The organism is Variovorax paradoxus (genome assembly GCF_024734665.1).
In the GTDB taxonomy this organism is placed as follows: Bacteria; Pseudomonadota; Gammaproteobacteria; order Burkholderiales; family Burkholderiaceae_C; genus Variovorax.
This window is the reverse complement of record NZ_CP102931.1, coordinates 5,777,319-5,792,819: the sequence shown is the minus strand read 5'-3', so window position 1 is coordinate 5,792,819 and position 15,501 is coordinate 5,777,319. Positions and strand designations below refer to the sequence as shown.

The window sequence follows — 15,501 nt, the reverse complement described above, 5'->3', positions numbered from 1 at the left end:
GCTACGGGCCGTGGTTCAGTTCACGCCCGGCGCGCCGGCATCGTCATCGCGATCACGCCGGCCATGATGCAGGCAAGGCCGGCCCACGCCGTGGGCGCCGGTGCCTCGCCAAGAAACACCACGCCGATCATCACGCCGATGGGCACGCGCAGATAAGCCTGCGCGGCCGTCGACATCGGCCCCAGCGTCTTGATGAGCCGGAAGTAGATCGTGAAGGCCAGTGCAGTAGAGAGCACCGCGAGCGCCAGCACCGCCATCATTGAAGCCGCTGACGGCGCGAGCGTCCACGGCCGGTCGATCACAAGGCTTGCGGGCAGCAGCATCGCCGTGCCGCTCAGCAGCGAACCGGCGGCCGGCACCATCGGGTCCAGCCCCCTGAACACGCGGCCGAACATCGCGGCGCAGCCGTAGCAGACGGCGGCGGCCACCAGCCCGAGCTGCGCAAGCAGCGAATGCCCGAGCCCGTTCAGCGCCTCGAAGCCGACGATCAGGCAGATGCCCGCCAGCCCCGCGCCCACGCCGAACAGGCGGCGCAGCGTGGGCCTCTCGGAGCCGCCGAGGCCCAGCCCCAGCAGGAAGATGAAGATCGGCGAGGTCGAGTTGAGGATGGTCGCCAAGCCCGCATCGACGCTGCGTTCAGCCCACGCAATGAGCGTGAAGGGCAGCACGCTGTTCAGGCATGCCTGCAGCGCGAAGCGCCACCACATCGCCGGCTCCGTCGGCAGCTTCACGCCGCGCATGTGCAGCACCGCGAGCAGCAGCAAGCCGGCAATCAACGTGCGCGCCGCAATCAGCGTGACCGGCGGGATCGTCGCGACGCCGATCTTGATGAAGGTGTACGAAGCGCCCCAGCAGGTGGCAAGCAGCGCGAGCAGCGCCCATTCGAAGGCGACGTTGGTGTGGGGCTTGCTGGTGGGGGAGAGCGTGTGCATGGTGCCCCGATCATCGCGAGCCCTGCCAACCGACACTTCGCCCGCGAGCGAAGCGTGGATGCCTCAGTGGCTGTGCCCGTGCGCGGTGTTGCCGCCGCCGTTCAGCAGCGTCGCCAGGTCCACTTCCTGCTCGGCCGCTGCACCCGCGATGACGCGCTGCTCCAGCTCGTCGAGATGCTCCAGCGCCACGGCCAGCGCCTTGTCGAGCGACTTGCCGGTCGTCAGCGCTTCGATGATCTGCTCATGCTCGCGCGGCGCGCAGCTTGCGGCTTCGGCGGAGTCATACAGCGCCTTGTAGAGCTCGGTGTTCGAAATCAGCCGGCGAATGTACGAGAGCAGCTCGTCGCTGCCCGCCATCTCCGCCAGCAGCAGGTGGAAGTCGCCCGCCAGCCGGATCGAGTCTTCGCGCCTGCCTTCCTTGAACGCCTTCTGCTCCGCCTGCACGTGCTTGCGCAGCGCGGCCACCTGCTCGCGTTCGAGGTTGCCGAACAGCGTGGTCACCAGCCCGGCTTCGACGATGCGGCGCGCGCGGTAGATGCCGCGCATGTCGTCGATCGACGGGTTGGGCACGAAGGCGCCGCGGTTGTGCTCCAGCACCAGCCGTTTTTCCGACCCCAGCCGCGCCAGCACCTTGCGCACCGCGCCGCGCGTGCAGCCCAGCGCCTCGGCCAGCGCGCGTTCGCGTAGCGGTGTGCCCGGGCGCAGCTTGCCGCTGAGCAGTGCCTTCGACACGGCGGCGTAGACGCGTTCGTCCACGTTGGCTTCGTCGGCGTCGGTGGGCTCTGCAGGGGCGGCGGAAGTGGGGGTTTTGCGTGCGGTGGAAGGCATAGGCGTGGGGATTATTGCCCGCGCCGTGTCGCCTCCGGGAAATCCCCCGGATTGACGCGGCCCCTCTCGCTCCGTACCATTCGTCTCGTTTGGTTAACCAAAATAATTGTATATGGTTGACCAAAATTGAATTCGAATCTCAACCAGAACAGGAATCGAGGCAATCCATGAAATCCGCCAAATGGCTGGCCGCGCTGCCGGTAGCCGCTTTCTTCAGCGGGGGATGGCTGTCCTCCGTCGCGCCCACCTTCGTGCTCGGCATGCCCTTTCTGATGGTGTGGAATGTCAGCTGGCTGGTGCTGACCTCGCTGATCATGGTGGTCATCGACCGCGCCGAAGGCGACCTCGACGCGGCCGATGCCAAGGGAGACGCCCGATGAACGCCGCACTCGGCGTGATCGCCCTGTTCGTCGTCGGCGCGCTGGGCCTCGCGGTGCTCGCGCGGCGCGGCCGCACCATGAGCCTGGAGCAATGGGCGCTCGGCGGGCGCGGGCTGGGCGCGATCATGGTGTTCCTGCTGATGGCGGGCGAATCGTTTTCCACCTTCACCTTTTTGGGCGCGAGCGGCTGGTCGTACAGCAAGGGCTCGCCGGCCTTCTACATCCTGGCCTACGGCGGGCTGGCCTACCTCATGGCCTTCTGGATGCTGCCTGCCATCTGGCGCTACGCCACCGCGCACAAGCTGGTGTCGTTCTCCGACTTCTTCGCGCACAAGTACGACAGCCGCCCGCTCGGCGTGCTGGTGTCCATCGTGGCGCTCATGGGCATGGTCGCGCTGCTGACCATCCAGCTGCGAGGGCTCGGCATCATCGTGTCGGAGGCCTCGTACGGCTCCATCGCGCCGCAGGTTGCCATCTGGATCGGCACTGTGGTCATGGTGAGCTACATCCTCTTCTCGGGCATCCACGGTTCGGCCAGCATCGCCATCGTGAAAGACGTGCTCATCCTCGCGCTCGCCGTGTTCCTCGGCATCTACCTGCCGTGGCACTACTACGGCGGCGTCACGCCCATGTTCACCGCCATCCACGCGGCCAACCCGGGCTTCTTCGAGTTCCCGAAAGAAGGCCTGAACCTCACCTGGTACAACTCGACCATCCTGCTGACGGCGCTGGGCTACTACCTGTACCCGTTCAACCTCACCTCGGTGTATGCCGCCAGGAGCGCGAGCGCGGTGCGCCGCAACACCATCCTGATGCCGCTGTACCAGGTGGTCATCGCCTTCCTGTTCCTAGTCGGCTTCGCGGCCATCCTGCAGGTGCCGGGGCTCAAGGGCTCGGACGTTGACCTTGCCCTGTTCGGCCTCGTGAAGCACACGTTCGATCCGTGGTTCGTTGGCGTGATCGGCGGCACGGGCGTGCTCACTGCGCTGGTGCCGGGCTCGATGATTCTGCTCACGGCCTCCACCGTGATCGGCAAGAACGTCTACAAGGAAGGCTTTGCGCACAACGCCACCGACAAGCAGGTGTCGCGCGTGGCGCGCGGCGTGCTGCCGGTGTTTGCGCTGGTGGCGGTGTACTTCGTGCTGCGCGGCGGCACCACCATCGTATCGGTAGCCATCTTCGCGTCGAGCCTGCTCACGCAGCTGCTGCCCTCGCTGCTGTTCAGCCTCATGAAGAAGCCCTTCGGCAACAAGCACGCGGCCTTTGCGGGCATCCTGGCGGGCGGCGCGGTGCTGGCCTTCATGATGACCACGAGCTCGAACCTGGGTACGCTGTTCCCGGCTGCACCGGTCGTCTTCAAGTCGCTCAACATCGGGCTCGTGGCGCTGGCGACGAATGCGCTGGTGTTCGTGATCGTGGCGCTCTTCACGGCGCGCATCGTGCCGCGTACCGTTGCAGCGCAACCTGCCTGATGCTTTCAACGAACGGACTTTCAACATGCCATCGCTCCTGATCCGCAACGTGCGCCCCATGGGCGCGTCCCCGGTCGACGTGCGGGTGCAGGACGGGCACATCACCGAGATCGCCGAGCTGGGCGCCGCGCTCGCCGCGCCGGCCGGCGCCACCATCGAAGACGGCAACGGCGCCTTGCTGCTGCCAGGCCTCGTCGAAGGCCACACCCACCTCGACAAGACGATGTGGGGCATGGACTGGTATCGCAACGAGGTCGGCACCAACCTCACCGACAAGATCGAGAACGAGCGCGTCTTCCGCCACTCCAGCGGGCACGACGCGGCCACGCAGTCGCTGGTGCTGGCCAAGGCCTTTCTCGCGCTCGGCACCACGCGGCTGCGCACGCACGTCGATGTCGACACGCAGGCCGGCCTGCGCCACCTCGAAGGCACCCTGCGCACGCGCGAGGCGCTGCGCGAGGTGCAGCAGATCCAGATCGTCGCCTTCCCGCAGTCGGGCCTGCTCGGGCGCCCCGGCACGGCCGAGCTGCTCGACCAGTCGCTGGCGCTGGGCGCCGACGTGCTCGGCGGCCTCGACCCCTGTGCCATCGACGGCGACCCGGTGAAGTCGCTCGACGTGCTGTTCGGCATTGCCCACAAACACCAGCGCCCCATCGACATCCACCTGCACGAGCCCGGCGCCATGGGCGCGTTTTCGCTCGACCTGATCCTGCAGCGCACCGAGGCGCTGGGCATGCAGGGCAAAGTGGCCATCAGCCACGGCTTCTGTTTGGGCGACGTGAGCGAACGCGAGCGCGACGCACTGCTCGCGCGCATGGCCAGGCTCGGCGTCGTGCTCATTACCAGCGCGCCGCCCTCGCGCACCGTGCCGCCGCTCATGGCCTGCCGGCAGGCCGGCGTGACCGTGCTCGGCGGCAACGACGGCATCCGCGACACCTGGTCGCCCTACGGCAACCCCGACATGCTCGAGCGCGCCATGATCATCGGCCTGCGCTACAACCTGCGTCGCGACGACGAGATCGAAGTGGCGCTCGGCACCGTCACGCACTCCGGCGCGCGCGGCTGCGGCTTCGAAGCCTACGGCCTCGTGCCAGGCAACCGCGCCGACCTGGTGCTGGTCGATGCGCAGACCGTCGCGCAGGCCGTGGTCTCGCGGCCCGTTCGCAAGCTGGTGGTGGCGGGCGGCCGCATCGTGGCGCGCAACGGCGTGCTGCAGGCCGACGTGGCGTCTTTGTGAAGACTGGCCGCAGTCGTGACGGAGGCGTCGCCTTCGCGGTAGTGATCGTGCTGGTGGCGCTCAACCTGCGCGCCTTTCTCACGTCGAGCAGCCCGCTGCTCGAATCCATACGCATTGCGACCGGCATCGGCTTTCATGCGGTGGCGCTGCTCACGGTGCTGCCGATGTTCGCGATGGGAGCCACGTCGCTGTGCGGCGCAGCGGTGGGCCAGCGCATCGGCGCGCGCGGCGGTGTCGCGCTCGGGCTCGGGGCCATTGCTTTCGCATGTGCCAGCCGCTATGTGGCGGGCGGCGCGGCTGCTCTGCTGTGGAGTGCGGCGCTCGCGGGCGCGGGTGTCGGGCTCGTGCAGGCGCTGATGCCCGGCGTGGTGAAGCAGGCTTACCCGGCGCGCATCGGCGTGATGACGGGGCTGTACTCCGCCGCGATCATGGGCGGCGGCGGGCTCGGCGCCATGGCCAGCCCGTGGGTGGCGCACGCATTCGGCGGCGCGCAGCCCGACTGGCATGCGGGCCTCGCGATATGGGCGCTGCTCGCAACCTTCGCGCTGCTGTACTGGCTCAACATGCGGCGTATGGAATTCACTGTCGCCGATGCGCCGCGCCAGCACCTCTCGTGGCTGCGCTGCTTCGCAAGCCGCCGCGCATGGCTGCTGGCCGCGTGCTTCGGCCTCATCAACGGCGGCTACACCAGCCTCGTCGCATGGCTGCCGCACTTCTACGCCCAGCAGGGCTGGACCGCGCAGCAGGGCGGCTCGGTGCTCGCGCTGATGACCGCCGCGCAGGTGATCGCCGCGCTCGCCATGCCCGCCATCGCGCGCAGTCGGGGGCGCGACCTGCGGCCCTGGCTGGTGCTCACGCTGGTTGCACAGCTCGCAGGCTTTTGCGCGCTTACCTTCGATGCGCCCGTGCCAGCCGTTGCCATCGCCGTCGTGCTGGGCTTCGGCCTTGGCGGTGCGTTCTCGCTGTGCATGGTGCTGGCGCTCGACCACCTCCCAGACCCGGCACAGGCCGGCGCGCTCGCGGGCTTCATGCAGGGCGTGGGCTTCATGATCGCTGCGCTCGCGCCCTTCGTCACCGGCTGGGTGCGCGAGCACACCGGTGGCTTCACGCTTGCATGGGCTTACCTTGCCGTAGTCGTGGTGGTGCTGCTGCCGCTCATGCTGTGCTTCGGTCCGCGTCGCTATGCCGCGGCAACGGCGGGGCTCTTCTCGCCGAAAGCGCACCGCGCCACGAACACGCTCACGGCGCTGGACAGCAGCGCCAGAAAGGCCTGAACACCATGTACCAACAGCAATTCATGCAGCGCGCACTGGCCCTCTCGGCACAAGCGCTCCAGGAGCCCGGCACCGAGCCCTTCGGCGCCGTCGTCGTCAAAGACGGCGTGATCGTCGGCGAAGGATTCAACCATTCCGTCGCCCACTCCGACCCCACCTCGCACGGCGAAGTCGAAGCCATCCGCGACGCCTGCCGCAAGCTCGGCACCGTGAACCTGTCGGGCTGCGAGCTCTACACCTCGTGCGAACCCTGCGCCATGTGCGTGGCGGCGATGCACATCGCGGGCATCGCCAAGCTGTACTACGCGGCGTCGCTCGCGCAGTCGGGCGAGGCCTTCAAGGGCGTGACGGTGGCGGCGCGGCACCCCATCGATGTCGATGTGCTTCGCGCCGAGGCCGGCGCCTCGCTTGCGCAGCGCAGCCTGCCTGCCGAGCAGAAGCTCGACCGTGAGGCTGTGCAGATTCTTTCGGACTGGGCTGCGGCGCGTAGGGGTTCCTGAAGCGCCCGCGCAGCTGCCTGAGTGGCTGAAATATCCACCCCGTATGCTTCTCGAAAAAATCAGTTTCGAGATTTCAAAAGGGGAGGATCTATGACTACTACAGGCGCGAATTCCGTCGCACGGGCGCAGCACTCGGAGCCCACCGTTACCCTCTATGGGCGCATCGCCGCAGGTGTCCGGACACATCTTCAAGTCGAGGCAATCCGGTGAGAGTCGCCGCGCGCCTCGTGCTGAACGTGCTCGCCTGGGCCGTGTCTATCCCGGTCCTGAATGTCTGCCTGACGGCATTGGAGCGGCATCGAATCATGCCGCTGTCGGGGGCCGTCGCGGCAGTTGTCGCGGTCACACTGCTTCTCTGGGCGGCGCTGATCTACTGGCGCTGCGTTCCGAGCACACCCAGCATCGTGACGCGCCTGATCTATCTCGCGGTCTTCGTGGTCGTGATGGTTCTGGTGAGCTTTGGTGCAGTCTGGGTAGCGTTCTGGGCCTCGGTCGCGATCTTCGGGCTCTAGCGTTCTTCAAGAGTTCACCTGCGCTGGCTACTTGAGCGCCGCTAGCGCGGAATTCACGACGATGTTGTTACTCCCCACCGCAAGCCAGCGTGAATAGAGTTGCCTCACGGCGCGATACGAAGCGCGCTATGAGGAGTCGGCATGAGCAGCGTCAGGAACACCGCGACAACGCAACCCTCTGCACTGGTTGCACAGGCGATCGATATCTATCGAAGCATCGCCGCGTGCCACGCGCACATCGCAAACAACAGCAGCAATAACGCCAACGCACTCACCGCAGCGCTGATGTTGCCCTGCTACCAATCCAGCTTTCGCGAACTGGCACTTGCGCTGACCCTTGAAGAGGAGCGCGAGCTTAGGTACGCGCTCGACGAATTTCGCAACTCAGCTGCATGAAGACGAGTACCTTCGCGCAGCTTTTGTCCCACTGTGGTGCGTTCCGAATCGTTGCGCGGCCTTCGGAATTACGCTGATGGATTGAACGGGATTTCACTCGTAGCGACAAACGCGACCAGCGCCCAGACTCCGCTTCCCCGGCCGGGAATTTATTTCATGGAAGTCATTTCTCTTGAAAGGAGTTGGCAATGGCGGAAAACACGAAATTCACCATCCTCTCGTTCGTTGGCGGCGGCATACGAGGGCTGATGTCGGTCACGATCCTGAACGAGCTGTACACAAAGTTCCCGAACATCCTCGAAAACACCGACCTCATCGCCGGGTGTTCGACGGGCTCGATCATCACGAGCGAGCTGCTCGCGGGAACGACGCCGCCGGAACTCATCACCTTCTTCACCACGCGCGAGGGCAGGGGCGAGATCGAGTTCTACGACAACATGAACACGAACCCGAAGGAGCCCGCGTACAAGATCACGGATGTCTACGACTCGCAGTTCGAACTGCACAAGGAAATGAAAGTCTCTGATGTCGATTGGCAGAAGGTGCTGTTCGTGTCCTTCAACGTCGGCGGGCTCGAGGTGAAGGACTCCTTGCAGACGCCGACACCGTGGAAGCCGTTGATGTACACGAACATGAACCCCGAACTCGGCGACGTGACCATCGCGAAGGCGGCCACTTCGAGCGGCGCGATGCCCGGACAGCTGGGCTCGTATGAAGGCAACGTAGACGGCGCCTTCTTCAATCACGACCCTACAGTCGCGGCGATTGCGCTAGCCGTGAAGGCCGGGCACAAGCTCGAGGACATCACGGCCATCACCTTCGGCACCGGCTACATGCCCGACTGGGTTGCCAGCGACACCCACAACTGGGGCGCCGACCAGTGGATGAACGGCGTTGCAAATCCGTTCAACAACACGCCGCCGTTCCTCATGAACCAGGCGAGGCCTTCGCCGATGCTCGACATGTGCCTCAACGGCACATCGACAGAGCTCATGCCGATGATCGCGAAGATGCTGCTGGGCGACCGCTACACGAACATCAACCCGACGCTGCCGTTCTTCATTCCGGAGAACACGACCTACCAGCAGGCCATCGACCTGCTGCAGGACAAGGGCAAGCATGCCGACATCGCGCATGCGGAAGTCCTCGTGGAGAAGTACTGGGTCAAACACGACCACGGCCCCGTGCTGCCCTGAGCGGCATCCACAAACAGCAGCAAGCAAACGCATTCCTGGAAAGGAGAAACGACGATGTCGACTATCGCAACAAAGGGGGCAGCAAAAGCACCCGGCACTTCCACGGGCGAACTGAACCTCGGGCCGTACTACATCCAATACCTGCCCGGCAACCACTATGTGCTGGACGTGTACGGGAACAGCGCCGCAAAGGACACCCAGGTCATCGGGTTCACCGTCAACCAGCCCGAGACCGTCAACCAGCAGTGGCTGTTCGTCCCCGCGGGGCCGCTGGCGCCGGGATGGTGGTACCTGCAGACGCTGATGGGCTCCGAGTACGTCATGACCCTGCAACCCCATGCCACCACCGGCTCGGGGCCGGTGGTGATGCAGCCCAAGGCGCTGGGCGACTCCGACACGCAGCTCTGGAGCCTGCTGTCCACCGAAGTGCCAGGCTACTGGTACATCCAGAGCAAATTCGGGGCGAGCAATGCGCAGGCGCCGGTGGTCATCGGGCTCACCAGCAACACCTCCGGAGCGAGTGCCGTGGCCAACCCCATCAGCTTCACCGGGTTCGAAGCACAGGCCTGGGGGTTCAAGCCTGTGTATTGGTAGGAGGTATGAAACCGGCGGCCAATCAGTCCCAGGCCGGCGACAGACCGGCCGGATCGGTAAGGCGCTCATTGCGGTCGAGTGCCGCAATCTGCGCCATTTCCGCATCCGTCAGCTTCAGCTGCTGTGCGCGCAGATTGCCTTCAAGGTTCGCGCGCTTGGTGGACGACGGAATCACCGCGTAGCCCAGCTGCATCGCCCACGCCAGCACCACCTGCGCCGTGGTCGCGCCGTGCGCCTTGGCAATTGCCTCGACAACCGGGTCGCCCAGCACCTTGCCGTAAGCCAGCGTCATGTAAGAAGTGATGTGAATGCCCTGGCTCTTCGCGAATTCAGCCACCTTGCGGTTCTGCAGGTAGGGGTGCAGCTCGATCTGGTTGGTGGCGATCTGCTCCGCGCCCACGGCCGCAATGGCTTCCTTCATCAGCGCGATGTTGAAGTTCGACACGCCAATGTGCTTCGTGAGCCCCTGCGCCTTGGCCTCGGCCAACGCGCCCATGAACTCGGCCACCGGCACCGCGTTGCCGGGCGAGGGCCAGTGGATCAGCGTGAGGTCGACATGGTCTGTGCGCAGCTTGGCGAGGCTGTCTTTCAGGCTGGGCACCAGCTTGTCTTTGGCGTAGTTGTCGGTCCAGATCTTGGTGGTGATGAAGAGGCTGCTGCGGGCCACACCGCTTTCGGCAATGGCCTGGCCCACCTCGGCTTCGTTGCCGTAGATCTGCGCTGTGTCGATGGTGCGGTAGCCCACGTCGAGGCCGTTCTTCACCGAGTCGATGACCACCTGGCCCTTCAGGCGGAAGGTGCCGAGGCCGAAGGCGGGAATGGTGTTGTTGTTCGTGTTCATGATGTGTGTTGTCCTTGTGCGTTGAAAAGAGAAGAAGGCGAAGTTCAGTGACCGACCGGCACCGGCCCCGAAGCGCGAACCGGAATGCCGGCACGCCGATCAAGCGAGCCGCTCCACTGCGTGAGGGCCAGCGACACCAGCACGACGAGTGCGCCAATCCACGGCGTGTGCATCAGCCCGAGGTGCGTCACGATCAGCCCACCGACCCATGCTGCGCCGGCAATGCCCAGGTTGAAGGCCGCGATGTTCAGGCCCGAGGCCACGTCGACCGCCTGCGGCGTGAAGCGTTCGGCCTGCTTCACCACGTACACCTGCAGCCCTGGCACGTTGCCGAAAGCCACCGCGCCCCACAGCAGCACCGCCAGCAGAGCCAGCCACTTGTGCGGCGCCGCGAAGTTGAACACCAGCAGCACCGCGGCCAGCAGCGCGAAGATGATCTTCAGCGCCGGAATCGGGCCCATGCGGTCGGCCAGCTTGCCGCCCCAGATGTTGCCCACCGCCACCGAGATGCCGTACACCAGCATCACCCAACCCACCGCGCCGGCGCTGAAGCCAGACACGTCGGTGAGGATCGGCGCGAGAAACGTGAACGGAATGAACGAGCCGCCATAGCCGATGGCCGTCTTCGCATACACCAGCAACAGGCGCGGCTCGGCCAGCACTTTGGCTTGCTGCGCCAGCGAGGCCGGCGGCGTGTGGCGGATGTTGCTGGGCACAAAGATCCAGCTGCCGATGAAGGCGATAACGCCCAGCGCCGACACCGCCAGGAAAGTCTCGCGCCAGCCGAAGTGCTGCCCGATGAACGTGCCCAGCGGCACGCCCGTGACCAGCGCCACCGTGAGGCCCGTGAACATGATCGCGATGGCGCTCGCCGCCTTTTCCTTCGGCACCAGGCCGGTGGCAATCGTCGAGCCAATGGAGAAGAACACCCCGTGCGCCAGCCCCGTGAGCACGCGGGCGGCAATCAGCGATTCATAGCTCGGCGCCTTCCACGCCAGCAGATTGCCGACCGTGAACAGCGCCATCAGCCCAAGCAGCAGCGCCTTGCGCGGCAGCTTGCCCGTGAGGGCCGTGAGCACCGGCGCGCCAATGGCGACGCCCAGCGCATAGAGGCTGACCAGCAGGCCGGCCGAGGGAAGGCCGATGCCGAGGTCGGCGGCCACAGTGGGAATGAGGCCAACGATGACGAACTCGGTCGTCCCGATGGCGAAGGCGCTGAGGGTCAGCGCGAGCAAGGCGATTGGCATGAGAGCACTCCTTCTTGGATGTAGGGAGTGTCTTGCGGTTACCTTTGCGGATAAATGGGGTATGGGGCAGAAGATAGTTGCTTTCAAAGCAAAAATCCTTGGAGAACTCTGCCTTCTAGCCTAAGAGGACTCCCTTCCCGAGCTGCGTCGAGCCGGCCTCCAGTCGATCTATCTCGTCTCGTGCTCTCCGGAGCGGTTGTTGCAAAAACTTAACTTATAAGTTAAGATTGCCTCGTGCCTATCCTCAAACCCATAAACATCAAAGACGTGCTTCAGCATGCGGGTGTGGATATTCACGCGGTGTTGGGAGCGTCAACATCTCCCAACGCCCCTCACTGGACTTTGACGACCCCGATTGGAGATGCGAAAGAAACCCTGAGCGGCACGAAGTTCTATCGCTCGATCAGCGAGTATGTGGACGACGAAGATAAGCGCATAGCTTTCGCTACCTCGATGATGGGAATTACCGCTGCCGCCGCGCAACAGAACTATCAAGCGGTTCTGAAAGGCTCTTACGTCCAAGTCAAAGTTGCTCATGAATTCAAATACGGCGGTAGTAACCACAAGTTGTGGGAGCTCAAGCCCAATAACAAAGATCGTGTTTACTTTTTCACACATCCAGTCGCCATTCAAACCGGAACACAACCTGTCATTTCAATGTTGCTTGCCCACCACAAAAAGGATCAGACCACTCCGAAAGAAGTCTCGAAGTATTGTGAAACGTTGATGAAGTCCTATCTAGATCCCACCGCCAAGACTGAGATATTGAAGGAATGACCATGAAGCTCACCAACACTGAAATTCACAAAAAAATCGAGAAGAATAAGAAGCTTTTTACTGCTATTCGTCGTGCTGATATTGCCCTTCAAATTCGAAATCAAATGGTTGAGAAGGGCATTCGAAATGTTGATCTTGCGGAGCGCCTGGGTGTTTCAGAGGCCAATATTTCGCGTTGGCTGCGCGGAAATCAAAACGTCAGTATTGACGCTTTGTATATGCTTGCTGATGCGATTGAAGAAAAGCTGAGTATTTTTATTGGCGACCGATCGGCGGTCGCGCGGGGCGCCAACGAAAAGAAAAGAGACTGCATTTGGGAGGATGAAGGTTCTGTTAATGAATCTCATGAAAATGTGGTAAGCATGTCCATATATCGCGGATATAAGGAATTGACTGGCATCAACTCTAGAGCGAAATTTAGGCCTGCCCTAAGTACTCATAATATTGTTTCGACTGGAGGATTCGATGAGCGCGCAATTGCTACTGCTTGATCGACTTGAGTTCTCAACAATCAAGATTGAAGTTGCAAAGAATGAAAAATTTGAGATGGGCGCTGATTTCCCGCAGCTTGACTTTGATTTTGAGAAGACCGTATTTCTGACGAGGTCGAAGCTTTCATATCCTCAAGAGGAGGCTGAAGATCCTCGGCACTTTGCCCTTCAATATGGAATAAAGGTTGATAAGGGCGAGCAAGAAGAAGCAAAAACTCCTTACTTCATTGAGGTTGAGGTAATCGGTTATTTTCGATACACGGGGGGTGATGAGTTTTTGGGGGAAGATCGTTTTCGTGCTGTTCGTTTTAGCGGATATCAGATTTTGTATGGCTCGATAAGAGAGATGGTCTGTAATCTTACGGCTCGGGCTCGGCATGGGATGTGGCAATTGCCTGCAAGGCACTTTCAAGGTGTTGCCAAAACTCGGGCCGCTGAAGATGAGGTGCAACGGCTCGAATATCTTAAGTCGAAAAATATCGAATCCGAGATGACTCCGCCTGGAGTTGAATTGAAGCCTGCTGCCAAGAAAAGGCGATCCAAAAAGAAAGAGAGTGAATGATGGAGCAATATTTTTCTATCGATTGGCGAATATTTGTCTATTGATGGAGAAAATTTATGGCTGAAGTTACCTATCCGTGCTATTGGATGAGAAAAGATGTGCGTGGTGAGTGGCGTTGGACGTATTATGCGAGAAATGCGGAGCCTATCGCAGTGAGTAGCGAAAGCTACAAGCGGCGTGAAGATTGCTCGCATTCGATTAGCCTTTTGAAGGCATCGAGCACTCACGCAGTCTTTGTTTCCGAATGATTGTTAAGCAATAGCCTGCGCGGCGCAACTTCTGTTGCGTCGCGCAGCTATTTATCTACTGCGCGTGTTTCTTTGGTAGAGGATTCCGGACTTTGCTGTTGGAATGGCAAATTCACGAAGTTGCTTTTAACCTTTCGCGGTTTATCTTGACTTGAGAGAACTGTCTTCAAGCGCAAGACGTGATAAATACGTTCCGCGTGTTCTCAAGGTGCTAGTGCGAGGCCGAAAAACCGATCTCGGTCCGTCGACTTCGGATTCTTAGCACAGGCCGCGACTAGATATACTTCTCTCTCGCGCAAAAAACGCGACCGGGTTTGGAAGCCCGTCTGAACTCTCTGCGACAAAAGCCGCAGATACCGCACATGGTCTGCGGCTTTTTCGTTCGTGCGCCATTTTTGGCGGCTCGGACGGGAGGGCGCGAGCCCTGCCGGCTTTCGCAAGAGGGTTCCCGGTCTTCCAACCCGTTCGAGCTGCCGCCCCCGTTTGGAAGCGGGTGCGTCGGCTGTAGCAATCCGAACCCGATTGGAGGCCTCTATGGCTGAAACTGCATCCGCACCAGCGCAATCTAGCGCCCGTTCCACTTCCCCAGATCCCGCGTCGCCCAACCTCGACGACCTCGCTCTCCAAGCCTGCGACGACGCCGACACCCTCAACGACGTGATGCGCGCCTACAGCGCACTCAAAAAGCTCGTCGACACCAGCGCCCTGAACGACAGCGAGGTGCTCACCCCCAGTCGCACCGAACTGAGCGCCTTGCTGGGCGTGCTCAACGACGCGCTGCTGCTCCGCATCGATACCGTCAATGGCGCCACCAGCGCAGTGCGCGAAGCGCTGCGACAGAACATCGGCAGCACCCAATAGCCCCGGCCGTGCGCCCCGACAACGGGCACGCGCCAACCGGCTACGCTGCGCATCGCGCTTTTCTTCTGCTCCCCACAACAAAACCGATGCCAGCTTCGCCCGTCGCCGACAACAAGCCCGAGGCCATTCCCACCGCCGTCTGGGCCCGTCTGCGCGACATGGTCGCGGCGCGAACCCCTGCGGACGGCCGCACCGATGCGCTGTATCCGGGGCTGCGCTGCTACCGGTTCTCGCGCCCGGTGCGTTACGAGAAGACCCAGCGCCTCACGCCGGGCGTGGTGGTGGTCTTGCAGGGTCGCAAGACCGCGCACCTCGGCGACCGCCGGTCGCTCGACTACGGCGCCACGCAGTGCCTGGTGCTCGGGGCCGAGGTGGCGTGCCTCGGCACGGTCGTCGGGGCGAGCGCCGAGCATCCGTACCTCGCGATTCATCTCGACTTGCCGCCCGACATGCTGGTCAAGTCTTTTGTCGCGCTGGCGGAAAGCGGCACGCTGGCCGAGCCCGCCCGTGTGACCGAGAACTTCACGGCCGCGGTGGGGCCGGAGGTGGTCGAGGCTTTTGCCCGCCTGCTGCTGGCGGCCGACGACCCGGTGGACCGCCGCACGCTCGCGCCGCTGGCGGTTGAAGAAATCGTGCTGCGGCTGCTGCGCTCCGAGGCCGCGGCCGCCATTCGCAGCGCGGGCGCCGTTACCAAGGCCGGTGCACGCATACAGACGGCCATCGCCTTCATGCGCCGCCATCTGGGCCTGCCACTGTCGGTGGCCGAGATTGCCAGCCACGTGCACATGAGCCCTTCGCACTTTGCACACAGTTTTCGCGAGGTGGCCGGGGTCACGCCGATGCGCTGCATTCGCGACCTGCGCCTGGAAGAGGCGCGCATGCTGATGCTGGGCGCGGGGCTGCGGCCCGGCGATGCGGCCGCGAAGGTGGGCTTCGAGAGCGCGGCGCATTTCAATCGCGCGTTTCGCAGGCGCTTCGAGGCAACGCCTGCCGAGTACGTGCGGCGCGTTCAGTCGGGCTGATTGATTGACTGATTGACTGACTGATGTGGGGCGGCTGCGTCTTTCGCAGCCATGGTCAATTTCTTCGCAGCTTCGCGCCTTGGCGCGGGGGAGGGCGCTGGCTAACCTGCCGTCTGCCTTTTTCTTCAAGC

General features: G+C 63.0%; 19 protein-coding genes. 15 read left to right on the top strand and 4 right to left on the bottom strand.

Translation table 11 applies throughout. The features are described 5' to 3' along the window. Positions 1-20: 20 nt before the first annotated feature. Both NWF24_RS27330 and NWF24_RS27325 read right to left on the bottom strand, forming a co-directional pair. A complete protein-coding gene (locus NWF24_RS27330) occupies positions 21-932 on the bottom strand; it encodes a DMT family transporter (protein ID WP_258351275.1) in 912 nt (303 codons plus the stop codon). A 63-nt stretch (positions 933-995) separates the two neighbouring features. Beyond that, positions 996-1,760: a GntR family transcriptional regulator gene (locus NWF24_RS27325; RefSeq protein ID WP_258351274.1), complete on the bottom strand. Its 765-nt coding sequence runs from the start codon at positions 1,758-1,760 to the stop codon at positions 996-998. Between the two features lie 167 nt (positions 1,761-1,927). On the opposite strand from NWF24_RS27325, the gene NWF24_RS27320 reads away from it, so the two are divergent. The 9 genes from NWF24_RS27320 to NWF24_RS27280 all read left to right on the top strand — a co-directional run bounded on the left by NWF24_RS27320 (position 1,928) and on the right by NWF24_RS27280 (position 9,321). Continuing rightward, positions 1,928-2,140: a DUF3311 domain-containing protein gene (locus NWF24_RS27320; protein WP_258351273.1), complete on the top strand. Its 213-nt coding sequence runs from the start codon at positions 1,928-1,930 to the stop codon at positions 2,138-2,140. Beyond that, positions 2,137-3,612, top strand: coding sequence for a sodium:solute symporter family protein (locus NWF24_RS27315; RefSeq protein ID WP_258351272.1), 1,476 nt, complete (start codon positions 2,137-2,139; stop codon positions 3,610-3,612). The genes NWF24_RS27320 and NWF24_RS27315 overlap by 4 nt, the downstream gene beginning before the upstream one ends. Before the next feature lie 25 nt (positions 3,613-3,637). Continuing rightward, the gene (locus NWF24_RS27310) at positions 3,638-4,849 is read left to right on the top strand and encodes an amidohydrolase family protein (RefSeq protein ID WP_258351271.1); all 1,212 of its coding nucleotides are present in this window, start codon (positions 3,638-3,640) and stop codon (positions 4,847-4,849) included. Further along, positions 4,846-6,123 carry a cyanate transporter gene (locus NWF24_RS27305; protein ID WP_258351270.1) on the top strand — a complete coding sequence of 426 codons (1,278 nt, stop codon included), beginning with the start codon at positions 4,846-4,848 and terminating at the stop codon, positions 6,121-6,123. Before NWF24_RS27310 ends, NWF24_RS27305 begins: the two co-directional genes overlap by 4 nt. A 5-nt stretch (positions 6,124-6,128) precedes the next feature. Next, on the top strand, positions 6,129-6,623 hold the full coding sequence (locus NWF24_RS27300) for a nucleoside deaminase (RefSeq protein ID WP_258351269.1): 495 nt from the start codon (positions 6,129-6,131) through the stop codon (positions 6,621-6,623). Between the two features lie 227 nt (positions 6,624-6,850). After that, positions 6,851-7,135: a hypothetical protein gene (locus tag NWF24_RS27295; RefSeq protein ID WP_258351268.1), complete on the top strand. Its 285-nt coding sequence runs from the start codon at positions 6,851-6,853 to the stop codon at positions 7,133-7,135. 141 nt (positions 7,136-7,276) lie between these two features. Then, positions 7,277-7,531 carry a hypothetical protein gene (locus NWF24_RS27290; RefSeq protein ID WP_258351267.1) on the top strand — a complete coding sequence of 85 codons (255 nt, stop codon included), beginning with the start codon at positions 7,277-7,279 and terminating at the stop codon, positions 7,529-7,531. 188 nt (positions 7,532-7,719) lie between these two features. Then, positions 7,720-8,727 (top strand): patatin-like phospholipase family protein, encoded by a 1,008-nt coding sequence (locus NWF24_RS27285; protein ID WP_258351266.1) that lies wholly within the window; start codon positions 7,720-7,722, stop codon positions 8,725-8,727. 54 nt (positions 8,728-8,781) lie between these two features. Continuing rightward, positions 8,782-9,321, top strand: coding sequence for a hypothetical protein (locus NWF24_RS27280; protein WP_093173108.1), 540 nt, complete (start codon positions 8,782-8,784; stop codon positions 9,319-9,321). A 22-nt stretch (positions 9,322-9,343) separates the two neighbouring features. Here the strand turns inward: NWF24_RS27280 and dkgB are convergent, their stop codons facing one another. Further along, on the bottom strand, positions 9,344-10,162 hold the full coding sequence (gene dkgB, locus NWF24_RS27275) for a 2,5-didehydrogluconate reductase DkgB (RefSeq protein ID WP_258351265.1): 819 nt from the start codon (positions 10,160-10,162) through the stop codon (positions 9,344-9,346). Between the two features lie 44 nt (positions 10,163-10,206). Further along, positions 10,207-11,409, bottom strand: a complete 1,203-nt coding sequence (locus NWF24_RS27270) for an MFS transporter (RefSeq protein WP_258351264.1) — start codon at positions 11,407-11,409, stop codon at positions 10,207-10,209. A 234-nt stretch (positions 11,410-11,643) separates the two neighbouring features. Between NWF24_RS27270 and NWF24_RS27265 the strand changes: the two genes are divergently transcribed. From NWF24_RS27265 to NWF24_RS27245, 6 genes are all read left to right on the top strand, one after another. Next, the gene (locus NWF24_RS27265) at positions 11,644-12,186 is read left to right on the top strand and encodes a hypothetical protein (RefSeq protein WP_258351263.1); all 543 of its coding nucleotides are present in this window, start codon (positions 11,644-11,646) and stop codon (positions 12,184-12,186) included. Between the two features lie 2 nt (positions 12,187-12,188). Continuing rightward, positions 12,189-12,677 carry a helix-turn-helix domain-containing protein gene (locus NWF24_RS27260; protein WP_258351262.1) on the top strand — a complete coding sequence of 163 codons (489 nt, stop codon included), beginning with the start codon at positions 12,189-12,191 and terminating at the stop codon, positions 12,675-12,677. Then, positions 12,652-13,239: a hypothetical protein gene (locus NWF24_RS27255; protein ID WP_258351261.1), complete on the top strand. Its 588-nt coding sequence runs from the start codon at positions 12,652-12,654 to the stop codon at positions 13,237-13,239. The genes NWF24_RS27260 and NWF24_RS27255 overlap by 26 nt, the downstream gene beginning before the upstream one ends. 56 nt (positions 13,240-13,295) lie before the next feature. Further along, the gene (locus NWF24_RS34300; RefSeq protein WP_375338416.1) at positions 13,296-13,487 is read left to right on the top strand and encodes a DUF1508 domain-containing protein; all 192 of its coding nucleotides are present in this window, start codon (positions 13,296-13,298) and stop codon (positions 13,485-13,487) included. A gap of 534 nt (positions 13,488-14,021) precedes the next feature. Continuing rightward, positions 14,022-14,348, top strand: a complete 327-nt coding sequence (locus tag NWF24_RS27250) for a hypothetical protein (protein WP_258351260.1) — start codon at positions 14,022-14,024, stop codon at positions 14,346-14,348. 86 nt (positions 14,349-14,434) lie between these two features. Next, the gene (locus NWF24_RS27245) at positions 14,435-15,370 is read left to right on the top strand and encodes an AraC family transcriptional regulator (RefSeq protein WP_258351259.1); all 936 of its coding nucleotides are present in this window, start codon (positions 14,435-14,437) and stop codon (positions 15,368-15,370) included. The last annotated feature ends 131 nt before the right edge of the window (positions 15,371-15,501 follow it).